Annotated in this window: 17 protein-coding genes; 8 read left to right on the top strand and 9 right to left on the bottom strand. The window is 70.8% G+C overall.

Annotated features, from left to right (window positions below; all coding sequences use genetic code 11):
- The first annotated feature begins 88 nt into the window (after window positions 1-88).
- A complete protein-coding gene (locus ACFO60_RS38870; RefSeq protein ID WP_380851851.1) occupies window positions 89-1,141 on the top strand; it encodes an amidohydrolase family protein in 1,053 nt (350 codons plus the stop codon).
- 49 nt (window positions 1,142-1,190) lie between these two features.
- Here ACFO60_RS38870 and ACFO60_RS38865 read toward each other — a convergent pair whose 3' ends face one another.
- Window positions 1,191-1,472 (bottom strand): hypothetical protein, encoded by a 282-nt coding sequence (locus ACFO60_RS38865; RefSeq protein WP_380851848.1) that lies wholly within the window; start codon window positions 1,470-1,472, stop codon window positions 1,191-1,193.
- A 100-nt stretch (window positions 1,473-1,572) separates the two neighbouring features.
- Here ACFO60_RS38865 and ACFO60_RS38860 point away from each other — a divergent pair, with 100 nt between their 5' ends.
- Complete coding sequence (locus ACFO60_RS38860; RefSeq protein ID WP_380851845.1) at window positions 1,573-1,851, top strand: hypothetical protein; 279 nt, start codon at window positions 1,573-1,575, stop codon at window positions 1,849-1,851.
- A 65-nt stretch (window positions 1,852-1,916) separates the two neighbouring features.
- On the opposite strand, the gene ACFO60_RS38855 is transcribed toward ACFO60_RS38860, so the two are convergent.
- The 6 genes from ACFO60_RS38855 to ACFO60_RS38830 form a co-directional block, all read right to left on the bottom strand.
- Window positions 1,917-3,152, bottom strand: a complete 1,236-nt coding sequence (locus ACFO60_RS38855) for an RNA polymerase sigma factor (RefSeq protein WP_380851842.1) — start codon at window positions 3,150-3,152, stop codon at window positions 1,917-1,919.
- Complete coding sequence (locus tag ACFO60_RS38850; RefSeq protein WP_380851839.1) at window positions 3,149-3,472, bottom strand: YciI family protein; 324 nt, start codon at window positions 3,470-3,472, stop codon at window positions 3,149-3,151. The genes ACFO60_RS38855 and ACFO60_RS38850 overlap by 4 nt, the downstream gene beginning before the upstream one ends.
- A gap of 53 nt (window positions 3,473-3,525) precedes the next feature.
- Window positions 3,526-4,137: a dihydrofolate reductase family protein gene (locus tag ACFO60_RS38845; protein WP_380851836.1), complete on the bottom strand. Its 612-nt coding sequence runs from the start codon at window positions 4,135-4,137 to the stop codon at window positions 3,526-3,528.
- 226 nt (window positions 4,138-4,363) lie between these two features.
- The gene (locus ACFO60_RS38840) at window positions 4,364-4,861 is read right to left on the bottom strand and encodes a GerMN domain-containing protein (RefSeq protein ID WP_380851833.1); all 498 of its coding nucleotides are present in this window, start codon (window positions 4,859-4,861) and stop codon (window positions 4,364-4,366) included.
- Window positions 4,858-6,357: an ATP-binding protein gene (locus ACFO60_RS38835; RefSeq protein ID WP_380851830.1), complete on the bottom strand. Its 1,500-nt coding sequence runs from the start codon at window positions 6,355-6,357 to the stop codon at window positions 4,858-4,860. Before ACFO60_RS38835 ends, ACFO60_RS38840 begins: the two co-directional genes overlap by 4 nt.
- Before the next feature lie 7 nt (window positions 6,358-6,364).
- Window positions 6,365-7,039, bottom strand: coding sequence for a response regulator (locus ACFO60_RS38830; RefSeq protein ID WP_380851828.1), 675 nt, complete (start codon window positions 7,037-7,039; stop codon window positions 6,365-6,367).
- A 388-nt stretch (window positions 7,040-7,427) separates the two neighbouring features.
- Here ACFO60_RS38830 and ACFO60_RS38825 point away from each other — a divergent pair, with 388 nt between their 5' ends.
- From ACFO60_RS38825 to ACFO60_RS38810, 4 genes are all read left to right on the top strand, one after another.
- Window positions 7,428-8,330 (top strand): D-alanyl-D-alanine carboxypeptidase family protein, encoded by a 903-nt coding sequence (locus ACFO60_RS38825; RefSeq protein ID WP_380851826.1) that lies wholly within the window; start codon window positions 7,428-7,430, stop codon window positions 8,328-8,330.
- Window positions 8,331-8,760: 430 nt separating this feature from the next.
- Window positions 8,761-11,358 (top strand): rifamycin-inactivating phosphotransferase, encoded by a 2,598-nt coding sequence (gene rph / locus ACFO60_RS38820; RefSeq protein ID WP_380851823.1) that lies wholly within the window; start codon window positions 8,761-8,763, stop codon window positions 11,356-11,358.
- 93 nt (window positions 11,359-11,451) lie between these two features.
- Complete coding sequence (locus ACFO60_RS38815) at window positions 11,452-12,129, top strand: helix-turn-helix domain-containing protein (protein ID WP_380851820.1); 678 nt, start codon at window positions 11,452-11,454, stop codon at window positions 12,127-12,129.
- Complete coding sequence (locus ACFO60_RS38810) at window positions 12,126-13,484, top strand: MFS transporter (RefSeq protein ID WP_380851818.1); 1,359 nt, start codon at window positions 12,126-12,128, stop codon at window positions 13,482-13,484. The genes ACFO60_RS38815 and ACFO60_RS38810 overlap by 4 nt, the downstream gene beginning before the upstream one ends.
- A 46-nt stretch (window positions 13,485-13,530) precedes the next feature.
- On the opposite strand, the gene ACFO60_RS38805 is transcribed toward ACFO60_RS38810, so the two are convergent.
- Entirely contained in the window at window positions 13,531-14,253 is a 723-nt protein-coding gene (locus tag ACFO60_RS38805) for a VOC family protein (protein WP_380851815.1), read from the bottom strand.
- A gap of 118 nt (window positions 14,254-14,371) precedes the next feature.
- Window positions 14,372-14,968 carry a helix-turn-helix domain-containing protein gene (locus tag ACFO60_RS38800; protein ID WP_380851812.1) on the bottom strand — a complete coding sequence of 199 codons (597 nt, stop codon included), beginning with the start codon at window positions 14,966-14,968 and terminating at the stop codon, window positions 14,372-14,374.
- Between the two features lie 192 nt (window positions 14,969-15,160).
- Between ACFO60_RS38800 and ACFO60_RS38795 the strand changes: the two genes are divergently transcribed.
- Both ACFO60_RS38795 and ACFO60_RS38790 read left to right on the top strand, forming a co-directional pair.
- Window positions 15,161-15,796 (top strand): class I SAM-dependent methyltransferase, encoded by a 636-nt coding sequence (locus ACFO60_RS38795; protein WP_380851809.1) that lies wholly within the window; start codon window positions 15,161-15,163, stop codon window positions 15,794-15,796.
- A gap of 241 nt (window positions 15,797-16,037) precedes the next feature.
- On the top strand, window positions 16,038-17,246 hold a 1,209-nt coding region (locus tag ACFO60_RS38790), incomplete at its 3' end, for a collagen-binding domain-containing protein (protein ID WP_380851807.1).

The following is a 17,246-nucleotide window of genomic DNA, read 5'->3' as shown; positions in this document are numbered from 1 at the left end:
CCAACGATATCGCGTTTCGGGTTCCAGTGATATTTCCAGTGATAACGTACTAGTGATTCCACTGGAAACACGGGTGAAGGAGTGCGGAATGCCGGACAAGATCAAGATCGTGGCGCTCGAGGAGCACATCGCTCTGCCCTCGCTGCTCGACGCGTGGGCCAAGGCCGGTGTGCCGCGGATCCCCCAGCTCGGCTTCGGCGACGAGCCCTTCGCGCGACGGCTGCGGGACTTCGGGGACGAACGCCTGGCCGACATGGACGACCAGGGCATCGATGTCGCCGTCCTGTCCCTGGCCTCACCGGGCGTGCAGAACCTCACCGCCGATGCCGCCGTGGGGGTGGCCCGTGAGGCCAACGACACCCTTGCCGAGATCGTCGCCGGGCGGCCCGACCGGTTCCAGGCCTTCGCCGCCGTCCCCACCGCGGCGCCCGAAGCCGCCGCGGCCGAACTGGAACGCGCGGTCACCCGGCTCGGCCTCCCCGGCGCGATGCTCTACGGACGCACGGGGGACAAACTGGCCGACGCCCCCGAGTTCGACGACCTGTACGCCACCGCCGAACGCCTCCGGGCGCCGCTGCACTTCCACCCCCAGACGCCGGTTCCCGAGGTCCTCAAGGCCTACTATTCGGGCTTCGACGACGGAGCCGGGTTGGCGCGCAGCACCGGGATGGGACTCGCGACGGCGGGTCTGGGCTGGTATTACGACCTGGGCGTCCAGTACCTGCGCATGATCTTCTCCGGCGTTTTCGACCGGCACCCCGGCCTGCAGGTGATCGCGGGGCACTGGGGCGAGGTCGTCCTGTTCTACCTCGACCACACCGGGATCATGGCGCACAACGCCAAGCTTGAGCGCCCGCTCGCCGACTACTTCACTCAGAACTTCTGGGTCTGCGGCAGCGGCACGGTCAGCGAGCGCTACATGAGGTGGACCTCGGAGGTCGTCGGCACCGAGCGCATGATGTACTCGACCGACTACCCCTACACCTTCGGGACCCGGCCCGGCGGATTCCCCTTCCTCGACACCGCCGGCGGCGTCGCCCGCTCGTTCCTGGAACAGGCCCCCTTCACCCACGAGGAGAAGGCCGCGATCGGATCCGGCAACTGGGAGAAGCTGACCGGGCTCGTCACGGCGAGCCGCTGACACCTCCCCGTGCCCGAGGCCGGTCGGGCCCGGCATGTCTCCGGCCCGGTCAGCCGTACATCGCCACGCGGTGGAAGGCCGCGAGCGCCTCGTCGATGGGATGGGGCTGCGGCCTGCCGGAGGAGTCGAGCCTGTTCCACCTCTGCAGGTTCACCGCGACGGCCATCTGCCGCTCGCCGCCGGCACGGGTCATGGCCAGCGCTCCAGCACCCCAGACCGTGCCGCCATGGCCCCAGAAGGTGCCCTGCCCGGGAGCCCTCATCGGGTGCAGGCCGAGGCCGTAGTCGATCGTCCTCCCCTCCTGGGAGATGACCGGGACGGTGGTTCGCATCCGCGCCAGCGACGACGGGCCGACGATCCCGCCGGTTGTCGTCCAGGCTCTGGGGCCCGGTGTCCGCGAGGACGGGAAACGCCTTGAGGGAGGGGTAGGCATGAGGGAGGTACTCGGCGAGGCCGCTGGTGTGGTCGATCAGCATCCGGACCGTGATCGCCTCCCCGCGCTCTCCGGGGACCAGTCGCGGAAGGTACCGGCGCTGCAGGCCCTGCGCGCGTCGGGACTGCCCGACGAGCGGATCCCGGCGCGCTACCACCGGATGGCGGTCCTCATCGTCGCGTTGATCGCCTCTGAGGCCGGGGTCGGCACCATCACCCCCGAGGAGATCCTCGCCGCCCAACTCGCCCAGATCGAGGCCGAGGTCCGCCCGGGCTGACCGACCGGCTCGGGAGCGCCGGCTTCCTTCCCCGCCGTATCGCGTGCGCTCTTCGAACGCGGGCGCTACAGCAGCTGGGCGCGGCGGCGGGTGAGATAGGCGGTCTCGCCGGTGTTGCCGGCCAGCTCGATGGCCCGGTCGTAGGCCGCGCGCGACTGCCGGCTTCGACCCAGCCGGCGCAGCAGGTCGGCGCGGGTGGCGTGGTAGGCGTGATAGCGGGCCAACGCCTCGGCGAGGCGGTCAAGGATGGCCAGTGCCACCTCCGGCCCGTCGAGCTCGGCCACGGCGACGGCCCGGTTGAGGGCGACGATCGGCGAAGGGTCGAGGCGGACGAGCTGGTCGTAGAGGGCGAGGACCTGCGACCAGTCGGTGTCGCGGATGTCGCGGGCGGAGGTGTGCACCGCGTTGATCGCGGCGAGGAGCTGGTACCGGCCCGGAGCCACCCCGGCAGCGGCAGCGGCCAGGCGCTCACGCACCAGCCGATGACCTTCGGCGATCAGTTCCACGTCCCAGGCGCCTCGATCCTGCTCGGCCAGGGAGACCAGTTCGCCGCCGGCCGAGACCCGGGCGGGGCGGCGGGCCTCGATGAGCAGCATCAGCGCCAGCAGGCCGGCCACTTCTCCGTCCTGCGGCAGGAGCACGCGGATCAGGCGGGTGAGCCGGATCGCCTCGGTGGTCAGGTCGGGTCGCACAGGATCGGTTTCGGGGCCGCTGGCCAGGTAGCCCTCGTTGAAGACGAGGAACAGGACGGCCAGGACGCCGGAGACACGAGCCGGCAGATCGTCGGCGGCCGGCATCCGATAGGGAATGCCGGCCGCCTTGATCTTGGCCTTCGCGCGGGTGATGCGCTGCTCCATGGTGGTCCCCCGCACCAGGAAGGCGCGGGCGATCTCGGGCACGGTCAGACCGCCGACCATGCGCAGCGTCAGCGCCACGCGCGCTTCCATCGCCAGCGCGGGGTGACAGCAGGTGAAGATCAGCCGGAGCCGGTCGTGGTCGATGACGCCCAGCGGCTCGGGTGGGGTGTCGTCGTGCAGCATCCGGGCCTCCTTGTGCTTGTCGTCGCGCCTGTTCTCGCGCCGGATCCGGTCGATGGCCTTGCGGTTGGCGGTGGTGGTCAGCCACGCGCCCGGGTTGGGCGGCAGGCCGTCGGCCCGCCACCGCTCGACGGCGGTCGCGAACGCCTCGGCCGCTGCCTCCTCGGCGATGTCGAGGTCGCCGAAGCGCCTGGTCAGGGCGGCCACCACCCGCGCCCACTCGTCGTGGTGGGCCCGGGTGATCGCCTCTTCGACGTCGCTCACCGGAACGGCCGCACCTCGATCTTCCGATCGCAGACCTTCGACGCCTCGGCGGCGAGCTTGAGCGCCACATCCAGATCGGGGGCCTCCCACACCCAGACGCCGGCGAGGTACTCCTTGGACTCCACGAAAGGCCCGTCGATGAACACCGGCCGCTCGCCCCGGTTGTCGACGACCGTGGCCGCGTCGGTGTCCGCGAGTCCGCCCGAGAAGACCCAGTAGCCCTCGTCGATCAGTCGTTCGTTGAACGCGCTGATGGCAGGCCGCCTGTCCGTGCTGCCGGGATCGTCCTTGTCATCGATCACGGAAACCAGGTACCGCATCTGAGGATCATCTCCTGTGGTGTCTAGACAGCGTGGTTAGCCGGTCAGGGACTTCAGGCCCTCGCGTACCGCGGGCGCCCGGCAGGCCGGAAGACCTGGATCGTCACACCCTTGGAGTCGACCCGCGACTCGACCAGGTCGAGCGCAAGATCCGGACCGGTCTGCGGGAACAGTCTCGCGCCCTGGCCGAGGATCACCGGGATGACGATCAGAATCATCTCGTCGACCAGGTCGTTCTCCAGCAGCCACTGGGTCAGGATGCCACTGCCGTGCACCTGCAGCTCACCCCCGGGCTTGGCCTTCAGCTCACTGACGGCCGCCGCGAGGTCAGCGCGGAGAACGGTCGTGCCCTCCCAGCGCGGCGCGGTGAGCGTGGTCGAGGCGACGTACTTGGGGGCCTCGTCCAAGGCCACGCCGATGGGATGTGCGCGCATCTGGTCGATCGATCCCCAGGAGGAGGTGAACAACTCGTAGGTGCGCCGGCCGAACAGGAACGCCTCTGCGCGCTGGTAGGTCCGCGTGATGAACGTCCTGGTCTCGTCGTCACCCGCCCCCGGGGCCCATCCGCCGCGCTCGAATCCGTTCCTGCGGTCCTCATCCGACGCGCCGCCGTTTCCCTGCATCACTCCATCGATGGTGACCTGGGTCACGGTCGTCAGCTTCATGATCGCGATTCCTTCGCCTTGGCGCCGCCCCCTTGCGGGCGGCCTCATCCCTGCTACGAACGCCACCGCCCCGATCCGACACCGCCTCCCGGATCTCTTCGAAACACGTGCCGGACACCGGCCGTCAGCGATGTTCTTCGCGGTTCGGCGCCAAGGCAGCCGTGAGCTAGATCACGGTTGAGGGGCGACCGGCCGGGATCCGCCCGCGGACACCCGGTGAAGCGGCCTACTTGCGGCAGTTCTGGGGGCCGACGCTCTGCCCGGCGCCGATGAGGGTGATCTGGGCGGGGCTTTCCGGCGCCGTGGCGGCGGCCGTGCACACGATCTGGCCGACGGCCAGGGTGGACAGGTCGCCGGCCGGAGTGGACAGCGTCACCACCAGGTGGCCGGCCGGCTTGGGGGTCACCGTGAACGGGGCGGCTTGGGGCGGGACGTCGGTGGTGAATCCGTGCGCCTGTTCCTGCGGGGTGGGACCGGCCGCCAGCAGCGCGAGCGTGTCCGCCTGGAACAGGGGGCGATCACTGGGCCGCCGCATCGCGCTGAGCCGGCCGTTCTTCACCAGATAGAGGGTGATCGTGGTGCTGGTGCTGGTGCTGGGTGCGATGCGTCCGCTCGGCGGGTCGCCGGCGGGGATGACGTCGCTGGGCCGCACGCCGCAGCCGGCCGCGGCGATGAGCGGTATCAGGCTCGCGGCGAGTATGCGGGAGGCGAGTCGCGTTCTCATTGGGGGCCTTGGTGGGGGTCGGGCGCCCGGCGTGGCAGGCGCAGGGTGAAGACGGCGCCGCCGCCCGGGGCGTTGGTAACGGTGAGTTGGCCCTGGTGCAGGCTCGCGTTCTCCCGGGCGATGGCCAGGCCCAGGCCGCTGCCCTCGGACCTGGCTCTGGCCGCGCTGGCCTTGTAGAACCGGTCGAACACGTGCGGCAGCACCGCCTCGTCCAGTCCCGGTCCATGGTCGCGGACCTCGACGGTGATCCAGTGCTCGTCGGCGTGAAGCCGTACCGACACCGGCGGTTCGCCGTGCCGCAGAGCGTTGCCGACCAGGTTGGCCAGGATGACGTCCACCCGGCGCGGGTCCAGCCGCGCCGTCACCGCGGGCGCGAGTTCGGTGTCCACCGACTGCGACCAGCCCCGCACGCGCAGGGACGCGCGCACCAGTTCGGCCACCTCGACCTGGTTCAGCGCCAGGACCGCGACGCCGGAGTCGAACCTGCTGATCTCGATGAGGTCGTTCACCAGAGCGGTGAGGTTGAGCGTCTCCTGGCTGACCAGCCGGGCGGCCCTGCCGGCGGGCTCGGGCAGCCGCGCCGCCTGCTCTTCCAGGACGTCGGCGACCGCGGCCAGCGCGGCCAGCGGGGTGCGCAGCTCGTGGGACACATCGGCGACGAACCGCCGGGCGTCGGCCTCCATCTCGCGCAGCTGCTCGACGTGGCGTTCCAGCTCCGCGGCGGTGGTGTTGAACGTGCGCGCCACCTCGGCCAGCTCATCGGAGCCGCGCACCGCGATCCTGGTGCGCATCTCGCCCTGCCCCAGCAGGCGTGCCGCCCGGCCGAGCTCGCGCACCGGGCCCAGCACGCCACCGGTGGCCAGCAACGCGAGCACGACCGCGAACGCCAGCGCCGCCCCGCCGGTGGCCCAGGCGGACGTGGCGAGCCCGTCGATGCTGCGCTGTTCGGCGAGCAGGCTGCGCGCGGTGTAGACCTCGATGCCCGACACCCGCGTCGTCCGGTCCTGCTCGATGATCAGCAGCGGCGTGCCGATCACCAAGAAGGGCTCGCCCTGCCACACCACACGTTGCCAGGCGGTACGGCCACCGGCCACCACCTGCCGCAACCGCGGTGAGATGATCTCCAGACCCACCCCCGGCGCCGGCCTGCCCGGCCTCTCGTACCCCACCGGCGGACCGTGCGGCGGGGCGAGCGGCGGCGGCGGGAGCGGCGAGTGCGTCTGGCCGTAGAAGGCGACCGCGAAGCTGTTCTGATCGGCCGCGGCGGTGGCGATCTTCTCCAGCCCGGTCAGGTCCGGCGTCGCGCTGGGCAACGGGTAAAGCGCCGCCAGGCGGCTTGTCACCGCCTGCACCGCGGCATCCTGGGTCCTTTGCAAGATCGCGTTACGAGCCTGGATGTAGATCCCGCCGGCCACCGCCGCCGCGGTGGCCACACACAACAGCGCGAAGGCGAACAACAGCCGGGCACGCAGCCCAAAGCTCGGCCAAGCCGTCACCGGCGGCTCATACCGGCCCGAACCGGTACCCGAACCCCCGCACCGTCTGCACATAGACAGGCGCCGCCGAGTCGTCCTCGATCTTCGCGCGCAATCGCTGCACGCACGCGTCCACCAGACGCGAATCGCCGAAATACCCGTGCTCCCACACCGACTCCAGCAACTGCTGGCGGCTGTGCACCCGCCCCGGTGTGCCGGAAAGCTCCAGCAGCAGCCGCAGCTCGGTCGGGGCGAGGCTGACCGGCACCCCGCGGTTGGCGACCACCAGCCCGGCCCGATCGATGCTCAGATCCCCGTGCCGCTCCAGCTCCGCCTGCTCGCGCCCGATCCGCCGCAGCACGGCACCGATACGCGCCTGGAGCACCCTGGGCCGCACCGGCTTGACCACATAGTCATCGGCGCCCGCCTCCAGCCCGGCCACCACGTCCATGTCGTCGCCACGCGCGGTCAACATGATGATCGGCACCTCCCCGACGGCCCGGATACGACGGCAGACCTCGAACCCGTCCATGCCGGGCAACATCACATCGAGCACGACGACATCGGGAAGCTCCGCCCGCAGCCGCTCCAGCCCCTGCTCGCCGGACTCCACCGCCCGCACCCGGTACCCATGCCCGCTCAAGGCCAGCTCAAGGCCCTCCCGCACGGCCGGGTCATCCTCGATCAGCAACACCCGCGACACGCCCCCGAGTCTCACCGCACCCCCTGACAACTCGCCCGCGGCTCCTCCGCCGGTCCACCCATCCACTGTCGGCCGGCCGTGTCCCCACCTCGTCCGCGCCATGTCATCGTCGCGTCACGATCGAGCCGGCGGTGGCCGCCGTCGACGAACGGTGACCCGCGGCGGACGACGCACGCACATTCACTGCCGATCGTAGTTCGTCATGAATCAACCACGCACGATCCCGCCTCGGCCCCGCGACCGGCTGCTCGCCGCATCGAACCCTGCGACGCCTCGGCGCGGCCGTCCGGGCACGGCGCCGGGTGCGAGCCGTGCCCGGCCTGCGGAAACGAACCCTGGCACTGCGGACCGCGCCCGAAGGCACACTGCGCGGGCGCTCGGCGTCGCCGTGTCCGCCGTCCTCGTCGCCGGAGGTTGTCTGGTCTACGGCGGCGCGCGGGCCAAGCCGCCGTCGTGGTCGAGCTCCAGGCCGGCGCCGATCACCTCGGCCTGGCCGCCGGCTCTGCCCTGGCCGTCGACCGGGCAGGCGGCGGTCGAGGTCACCGGGCGGAAAGACGGCCTCAGTGTGTACGGCGAGCAGCGGCCCGTGCCGATCGCGAGCGTCACCAAGGTGATGACCGCGCTGGTGATCCTCCGCGACCACCCGCTCGCCGGGAACGCCGCAGGGCCGTCCATCCGGGTCGACCGGCAGGCGTCGATCGAGTCGGGGAACAGAGACGAGTCCACGGTGCCGATCACCGAGGGCCAGAGCTTCACCGAGCGGCAGCTTCTCGAGCTGATGCTGATCCCCTCGGGGAACAACGCCGCGCGTCTGCTGGCCCGCTGGGACGCGGGCTCGGAGCGGGCCTTCGTCCGCAAGATGAACGCGGTCGCCGCCGAGCTTGGCATGAGGAACACCACCTACACCGGGGCGAGCGGATATGAGTCCACCACGGTCAGCACGGCGGTGGATCAGCTCAAGACGGCCAGGCAGGCCATGAAGAACCCCGTGCTGCGTGACATCGTCGCCACCCGCGAGATCACCGTCCCGGGCATCGCGGGCGAGATCGTCAACACCAACAAGCTGCTCGAACTGCCCGGCGTGGTCGGCCTGAAGACCGGCACCAGCTCGGCGGCGGGCGGAGCGCTGCTGTGGGCCGTCCGTCCCGCCTCCGGTGACCGGGACCGGCTGATCCTCGGGGTGGTCCTGCGCCAGGGCGACCCCGGCGACACGCTCGAGGAGAACAAGGAGGCCGCGTTCGTCGCGAGCGGAAGGCTGATCGCGGCTGCCCGGCGATACCCGCGTCCCTGAAGAACGCCGATCTCGTGAACGCCCTGACCGTTCGTCCCTCGCGGGCGTCTCATCCACACGGCCGAGGACCTGGTGGATACGGCGAGCCGTAAGGTGGCGGTCCAACCGCAGGTCAGCACGGTAGCGAACGTCCGGCACCCGTCGCCGGCACCCGGCGTACTCGAGGCCGTCGAAGGACCTCGGCCCGCGGCGGACGGCGGAGCAAAGGCAAGATGTCACTCCTTGCCACTTCCAACGTATAGCGCACAGGGGGGCTTGCGGCAAGACCCGGGTCATGCCGCAGAATCGGCGGCCGGACACGGCACCGACGAGAAATTGGGGGGCACGACGTGGGTGTGCTGTCGATGTACGAAGGACGCGGCGACCTCGGTCCGCGGACGAGATCGGCCGGTGCGACGCGGCCGGGCACGGCCGCGTCGGGGGTGTCGCGATGATCGAGCAGTACGTGTCGGATCTTCGAGAGGTCGACGAGACGCAGGTCGCGGTCGTCGGCGGCAAGGCCGCGCACCTGGGCAGGTTGTCGCGGATCGAAGGCGTCCGCGTGCCGGCGGGGTTCTGCGTGACGACGGCCGCCTTCCGGCGGATCATGGCGCAGGCGCCGTCGATCGACGATCGGCTTGATCGGCTGTCGCGCCTGAACCCCGATGACCGGGAAGCGATCCGCACGCTCAGCGCGGAGATCCGCCGGGCCATCGAAGAGATCGCCGTCCCGGGCGATCTGGCGGCGGAGATCACCCGCGCCCTCGCCCGGCTCGGCGAGCGGGCCGCCTGCGCCGTGCGATCCAGCGCGACGGCGGAGGACATGCCGACGGCCTCCTTCGCGGGCCAGCAGGACACGTACCTGAACGTCATGGGGCCGGAGGCGATCCTCCGGCACGTCAGCCGGTGCTGGGCGTCGCTGTTCACCGAGCGGGCCGTGACCTACCGCCTGCGCAACGGCTTCGACCACCGGAAGGTCCACATGGCCGTGGTCGTGCAGCGGATGGTCTTCCCCGACGCGGCCGGCATCATGTTCACGGCCGACCCCGTCACGGGCGACCGGAAGGTCGCCACCGTGGACGCCGGCTTCGGCCTGGGCGAGGCCCTGGTCTCCGGCCTGGTGAACCCGGATGTCTTCAAGGTGCGCGACGACGAGGTCGTCTCCGGGACGGTCGCCGCCAAACAGCGTGCCATTCACGCCCTGCCGGCCGGCGGGACGCAGGAGGTGGCGATCGACCCGCGGTTGCAGGAGCGGCCGGCGCTGACGGATGCGCAGGTCGTGCGGCTCGTGCGGCTCGGGCGGCTGATCGAAGCGCATTTCGGCCGCCCGCAGGACATCGAATGGTGCCTGGCCGGCGATGACTTCCAGATCGTGCAGAGCCGGCCGATCACCACGCTGTTCCCCATCCCCGCGGCGGGCGACCGGGAGAACCACGTCTACCTCTCCGTTGGTCATCAGCAGATGATGACCGACCCCATGAAGCCACTGGGGCTCTCCATGTGGCAGCTGACGGCCATGGCGCCGATGCACGAGGCCGGCGGGAGGCTGTTCGTCGACGCCACCGGGCGCCTGGCCTCGCCCGCGAGCCGCGCCGGCCTGCTGGAGGTCGTGGGGAGATCCGATCCACTGACCAGGGACGCGCTGGAGACCGTCCTCGACCGCCGCGACTTCGTCCCGACGCTCCCGGAGGCCGGTCCCGGCGGGCCGCCGGCCGGCGGCCCGCCCGCTCCGATCGAGACCGATCCGGCCATCGTCACCGAGCTGATCGAGCGCGGCCAGGCCTCCATCGCCGCCCTGCGGCGCGACATCCGGACGAAGACCGGGCCGGCGCTGTTCGACTTCCTGCTGGAGGCGTTCCAGGAGCACAAGCGGGTCGTCGGTGATCCATTGAGCATGCAGGCGATCATGGCGGGGATGGAGGCCACCTGGTGGCTCAACGACCGGCTGCAGGAATGGCTGGGCGAGAAGAACGCGGCCGACACCCTCACGCTGTCCGCCCCCGGCAACGTCACGTCGGAGATGGGGCTGGCGCTGCTCGACGTCGCCGACGTGATCCGCCCGCATCCGGAGGTGGTGGCGTTCCTGCGGGGCGTCGAGGACGACGGCTTCCTGGACGAGCTGCCGAAGCTCGCGGGCGGGACCGAAGCGCGCGACGCCGTCGAGGCCTACCTCGACCGATACGGCATGCGCTGCGTCGGCGAGATCGACATCACCAGGCCGCGTTGGCGCGAACGCCCCGCCACGCTCGTGCCGGTGATCCTCGACAACGTCAGGAACTTCGAGCCGGGCGCCGCGAAACGGCGCTTCGATCAAGGACGGCAGGCGGCGCGGAAGAAGGCGCAGGAGGTGCTCGAACGCCTGCGAACCCTGCCGGACGGGGAGCACAAGGCCGGCGAGACCAAGCGGATGATCGACCGGGTCCGGACCTTCGTCGGCTACCGCGAGTACCCGAAGTACGTCATCGTCGGCCGCTACTTCGTCTACAAGCAGGCCTTGCTGGAGGAGGCCGAGCGCCTTGTGCGGGCCGGCGTGCTCTCCGAGAAGGAGGACGTCTTCTACCTCACCTTCCAGGAGTTCCACGACGTCGCGCGCTCGAACCGGGTGGATGCCGGGCTGATCCGGCAGCGTAAGGACGCCTTCCGGTCCTACCACGCGCTCACGCCGCCCCGGGTGCTGACATCCGACGGCGAGGCCATCGTCGGGTCGTACCGACGCGACGACGTGCCGCCCGGCGCGCTGATCGGCCTGCCGGTCTCCGCCGGGACCGTCGAAGGGCGCGCCCGCGTCATCCTGGACATGGCCGAGGCCGATCTCGAACCAGGTGACATCCTCGTCACGGCCCACACCGACCCGAGCTGGACGCCCCTCTTCGTCGCCATCACGGGCCTGGTGACGGAGGTCGGAGGACTGATGACACACGGCGCGGTGATCGCGCGGGAGTACGGCCTGCCGGCCGTCGTCAGTGTGGTGGACGCCACCCGGCTGATCTCCGACGGGCAGCGGATCCGCGTGCACGGAAGCGACGGCTACGTCGAGATCCTGCCGTGACCGGCGACTCCCGAGAGGGCTTGCCCGTCCTTTCCCGAATAATTTTTGCAGAAATACTTTGGGAAAGATGGCGGGTGGATCTACTCTTCTGCCATGGCCGGCGAAGAGCACACGCGCGTTCTTGATCCCGAGAACGATGCCGCGGCACTGAAGGCGCTCACCCATCCCCTGCGCATTCGGCTGCTGGGGTTGCTGCGGCAGGACGGACCTGCCACCGCGAGCGAACTCGCGGTCAGGACCGGAGAGGCATCCGCGTCCACCAGCTATCACCTGCGGGTTCTGGCGAAGTACGCGTTCGTCGCCGAGGCCGCGCACCGCGACAGGCGAGAGCGCCGCTGGCGGGCGGTGCACTCGGTGACGTCCTGGAGCAACAAGGCGATGGACGCCGCGCCGGAGAGCCGCGCCTTCGTCGGCTTCGCGCGCAGGCGCCAGATCGAGCACCTGGAGGCGTCGCTCGTCCGGCATGAGACCGACATCGCGGCCGGGCGGCTGGGCCGGGAGTGGCTGGAACCATCGGACATATCCGACCTGCTGCTCCGGCTGACCCCCGAGTCTCTCGCCGAACTGCGGCAGGTGCTCCATCGGAAAGCGGAGGAGCTGACCACCCGGGATGCGGGTGACCCACGCGCCGCGCAGGTCGTCTTCCTCATCGCCGGACTACCCCTCGCACCGCACGATCCCACCCTGGAGCCGGACACCTCCGTTCCCGTTCCCGTTCCCGCGTCCGAGGACGGAGGCGGGGACGAGGGCGGCGACGAGAAGGCGTCATGACCGAGTCGCCGAGCCCGCGCGCCGCGCGCCGCCGTTATGTCACGGCCTGTGCGCTCTTCTGGTTCCCTGTCGGCCTGACCATCGCGCCGTCGATCCTGCTCTTCACCGAACGCGGCATGTCCCTTGTGGCCATCGCGGGCTTCTTCGCCGCGCACTCTCTCACCGCCGCCGCGCTGGAGCTGCCCACGGGGGGACTGTCGGACGTCCTTGGACGCCGCGCCGTCCTGGCCGCGGCCGGCCTGCTGAACCTGACCGCACTCGTACTTCTGGGCCTGGGCGCCACGCCATGGGTGCTCACCTGCGGCATGGTCCTCATGGGCGCGGGCCGGGCCCTGTCCAGCGGACCGGCCGAGGCATGGTACGTCGACATCGTCCATGCGCACTCCGGCCCTGGCGCCGACCTGCGCCCCGGTCTGGCCCGGGGCAGGTCCGCGACATCGGCCGCGCTCGCCACCGGCACCCTGCTCGGCGGCGCCATGCCCTGGCTGCTGGCGACCGGCCCCGAGGTGGGTGCGCGGCTGAGTGAGGCGACCTCCGGCCTGGTTCTACCGCTGTCGGTCCCGCTGCTGTCGGCCGCCGCCGTCGAGATCGCCTTCGTGCTGTACGTCCTGACAGCCCTGCTCGAGCCACCTCGGCCGGCGGCCACGTTGCGCGGCGTGCTGCGGGGCATCCCCGCCACCATCGCGGGTGGACTGCGCCTGGGCGCACGCGACGCGCTGATCCGCCGCATCCTCCTCAGCGCGGGGGCCGCCGGCAGCACCCTGGCCGTCATCGAACTGCTCACACCGGGCCGCGCCGCGGCCCTGACCGGCGCATCCGAGTCCGGCGCGGTGGTCTTCGCCTCGCTCGCGTGTGCCGGCTTCCTCTGCTCTGGCCTCGGGAGCCACCTCGCACCGCTCATCGCACGCCTCGCGGGCAGCGGCGAGCGCGCGGTCCTGGCAAGTCTCGGGACCAGCGCCTGCGGCCTGCTGCTCCTCGGCGCCACCGCGGCATCCACCGGCGCACCCGCGACGGTCCTCGCGGCCATCGGCTACGGCCTGGTGTACCTCGGCCGCGGCTCTGCGAGCCCGAGCGAGAACGACCTGTTGCACCGCCGTGTCGCACGCGCGGGCCGCGCCACCGCCTTGTCCGTCCAGTCTCTCGCCCTGCAACTGGCCGGCGCCCTCACCGGCCTGTTGGCAGGGGTCCTGCCACCCGGCCCGATGCCCTGGCTGCTCGGAGGCGCCATCTCGCTGACAGGAGCCCTGCTGTGGATCCGCCGCGGCGAACCCCTCGCTGCGACCGCCATGGCGATGGCCCTGCACACCACGGTGCCGCCCTCAAGGTCGCAACCGCCGGCCGTGCCTTCCGACTGAGCGGCAAGGGCGGATCGACGGTGAGGGAAACACGCGCGGCGGCGCGCTATCGGGGGGTCAGCACACAGAACTCGTTGCCGTCGGGATCGGCCATCAGCACCCGGCCGGTCCCGGGCCCGCCGGCGTCGATCGTCGTCGCTCCGAGGGAGACGAGACGGCCGACCTCCGCCCGCTGATCACCGTGCGCGGGTGGGGCGATGTCGAAGTGAAGCCTGTTCTTCCCCGTCTTCGGCATCAGCGGCGGACCACCCCAGGTGATCTTCGGGCCGCCGTGCGGCGAGCGGATCGCGGTCTCTTGGTCCTGGTCCCAGACCAGCGGCCAGCCCAACGCCTTGCTCCAGAAGTAACCGACCTCCTGCGAACCGTCGCACGAGAGCGCTCCGATGAATCCGCAGTCAGCGAGGAAGCCGTTGCCCGGCTCGATGACGCAGAACTCATTGCCCTCGGGGTCGGCGAGCACCACATGCTCCTCCTCCGGGAGTTGCCCGATGTCGATGTGCCGCGCACCGAGCCCGAGCGACCTCGCCACCGTCTCCTGCTGCTCCTGGAGGGACGCGCTCGTCAGATCGAAGTGGATCGGATTCTGCCTGATCTTCTTCTCCTGGGTCGGAAGACATCGGATCCGGAACCCGGTGTCATCGCTCGGCAGGAGCGCGACGCCGTCGCGGGGGTCCTCGGCCATCTCCCAGCCCAGGACTCCGGCCCAGAAACGCGCGAGACCGAGCGGGTCGTTCGCATCGAAACAGAGCGCGACGAGCTGAGAGGTCATCCCGCGTCTCCAATCTGCCGGCTCACGGGCGCGGACAGGGCATTTCCTCCTGGCGCATGACGGCAGCAACGGTAGCCCGCTCGAGGACGGCGACGCCAACGCTTTATATGGCGCTCTCTCACCCGGCCGGGCCCTGTTTCGGTGCGGCACGGACGTGCGCGCGTTCACCTTGTCTGCCGATGAGACTCAGGTACTCGACGGGGCCGGCGCTGGTGGCCCCGAACCAGTGCGGGGTGCGCGTGTCGAACTCCGCGGCCTCCCCGGGCTTGAGGAGGAGGTCGTGTTCCCCGAGGACGAGGCGGAGTGTTCCGTCCAGGACATAGGCCCAGTCGTAGCCCTCGTGGGTGCGCAGGTCGGGTTCGGCGTCGTCGCGCCCGGCCGGGAGGACGAACTTGTAGGCCTGGATTCCTCCGGGTCTACGGGTCAGCGGCAGAACGACCGAGCCGTCGGCGCAGGGGATGGGACGCAGATTGACGCGGGGGTCGCCGGTCGGCGGCGCGTCGACGAGCTCGTCGAGCGTGACCCCGTAGGCGCGGGCGAGCGGAAGCAGCTGCTCGAGTGTGGGACGCCGCAGGCCCGCCTCGAGCCGGGACAGGGTGCTCGCTGAGATGCCGGTCTCCGCCGCGAGGTCGGCGAGCGTGACGCCGCGATGCAGCCGAAGGCGTCTCAACCTCGGCCCGACGGCGTCAAGAGTGCGGTCAACGGCTTCGTCCACTCCCCCATTTTGCCATTCGGCAACAACGTTTGCGCAGCTGCCCTCTCTGTCGGCACCATGAACGGCGAACCGGGAACGCACCCGCGGACGGGATGTACCATCCGCCGGCACAGGTGAGCCCGGCGGAGCCGCATGTGACCGCGACGAGGTCCCGGCCACGACGAAAAGATCATCGAAGGAGGAGGACGACCTGTGCCGCATGAATTCGACAAGGACTTCTGGGAGCGTCACTGGCGAGAGGGAAGAGCCGGGGACGCCGGGTCCATGGGCGGCGCCCCTCCGAACCCGTACCTCGCTCGTGAGATCAGCGGCCTGACACCGGGCACGGCGCTGGACGCGGGATGCGGCGGCGGCGCCGAGGCGATCTGGCTCGCTTCCCACGGCTGGCACGTCACCGCGGCCGACATCTCATCGGAGGTCCTCGCCCACGCCGGCGAGCGCGCGGCGACGAGCGGGGCCGCCGAGCGCCTGCGGTGGGTCGAGGCGGATCTGAGCGACTGGAACCCGGGCGGGCGGTTCGACCTGGTCATGACCCACTACGCCCACCCGGCGATGCCCCAGCTGGAGTTCTACGACCGCGTCGCCGGTTGGGTGGCTCCCGGCGGCACGCTGCTCATCGTGGGGCACCTGCGCACCACGGGCTCCACCGGCCACGGGCACCACCCTCCCGCCGAGGCGTCGGCCACCCCCGCGGCCATCACCGCGCGCCTGGACGGCATGGAGTGGGAGATCGTCACCGCCGAAGAGCATCTCCGCACGCTCACCGGACAGGGGGGCCGAGCGGTCCCCCTCCACGATGTCGTCGTGCGCGCCGTCCGGCGCCGCTGATCACACCATCCGAGACGACCACCAGCCGGCAGAGCACACGGGAACCCGTGGCCGCCGGCGCGCGGGACCTGACCAGGACCCGCGGCCAAGGCGATGCCCACGTGCATGCCCTGGGGGGCGGCGCCCTTGACCTCCGACGAGGCGGATTCACCGCGATCATGAGGACGGCTTGTGACGATCCGTGCCCGACATTTGATCGCGCCGACCGGAAAAGCGCCTTTGACCTGCCTAAACTCGCCCAATGAGTGGATCATGCAAGAGGGACGCCGTTCGCGTCCTGGCTTTTCCTGTGGGCTTCGGCGCTTTGATCCTTAGCGCGGGAGTTCTGGTCGTCAACGCCTCCGCGGGCGCGCGGGTGCCGATCAACCCCGTCGCCGGCAACAACGGGTTCACCGTCGTCACCGCGGCCGACGCGCGCCTGACCAGCAACGAGAACGACGGCACCCTCGCCGTCGGCGGAAATCTGATCATGACAGGGGACTACCGCGTCGCCAACAACGGAGCGGGCACCTTCGTGGTCCCCGGCGACGCCCAGCCCACCGCGCTGGTGGTCGGCGGCCGGATCGACTTCGCCCAGAGCAGTCTCACCGGCCGGGTCTCGGTGCTGTCCAGCGGATACGTCAAGGTCGGCGACCTGACCGGCACCTTCGTGATGGACACCGACAACAACGGCGCGGCCGTCAACACCCGGCTGAACGCCACCGGCGACTACGAGACCCCCTCCCGGGTGGAGCTGACCGTACGCCAGCCCATCCCCTCGGTCGGCCCGGCCTCCATCTTCGACTTCCCGCAGCTGTTCGCGACCTACCGCGCGCGATCCACGGCCTTGGCCCAGTGCGCCAACACCGTGGTGCTGCGCGACGGCAACGGCCGGCCCTACCCCGGCGGAGTGATCCCGCCCGCTTCCACGGTGCGGATCGCCCTGGCGCCCAACACCACCAACGTCATCCGGATCAGCGCCGCCAACCTGTCCAACATCGCCAATCTCATCTTCGACGACCAGCCCACCGCCACCAGCCCACTCATGATCGTCGTGGACACCACCGCGGTAGGCGGCGACTACACCTGGGTCGCCCCCAACTTCGCCGGCATCGCCGGACCCCAGGCCCGGTACGTCCTGCTGAACTTCCCCGACGCCACCGCCATCACCCTGCCCACCGCCGGAGCCACCGTCGAGGGCACCATCTACGCTCCCAACGCCTCCCTGACCGACCTGAACGCCTCCAACATCGAGGGCAACGTCATCGTCCGCGAACTGACCCACGGCTCACCACAGAACAACGGCGGCGAGATCCACAACTTCCCCTTCAGCACCGAACTCGACTGCGCCGGTCCCACCCCGACGCCCACCCCCACCCCCACGCCGACCCCGACGCCCACCCCGACGCCCACCCCGACGCCCACGCCGACCCCGACGCCTACGCCTACGCCCACCCCAACGCCTACGCCG

The organism is Sphaerisporangium dianthi (assembly GCF_042654065.1).
GTDB classification, from domain to species: Bacteria; Actinomycetota; Actinomycetes; order Streptosporangiales; family Streptosporangiaceae; genus Sphaerisporangium; species Sphaerisporangium dianthi.
Note: the sequence above shows the minus strand (reverse complement) of the source record. Positions and strands in the feature narration are given on the sequence as shown.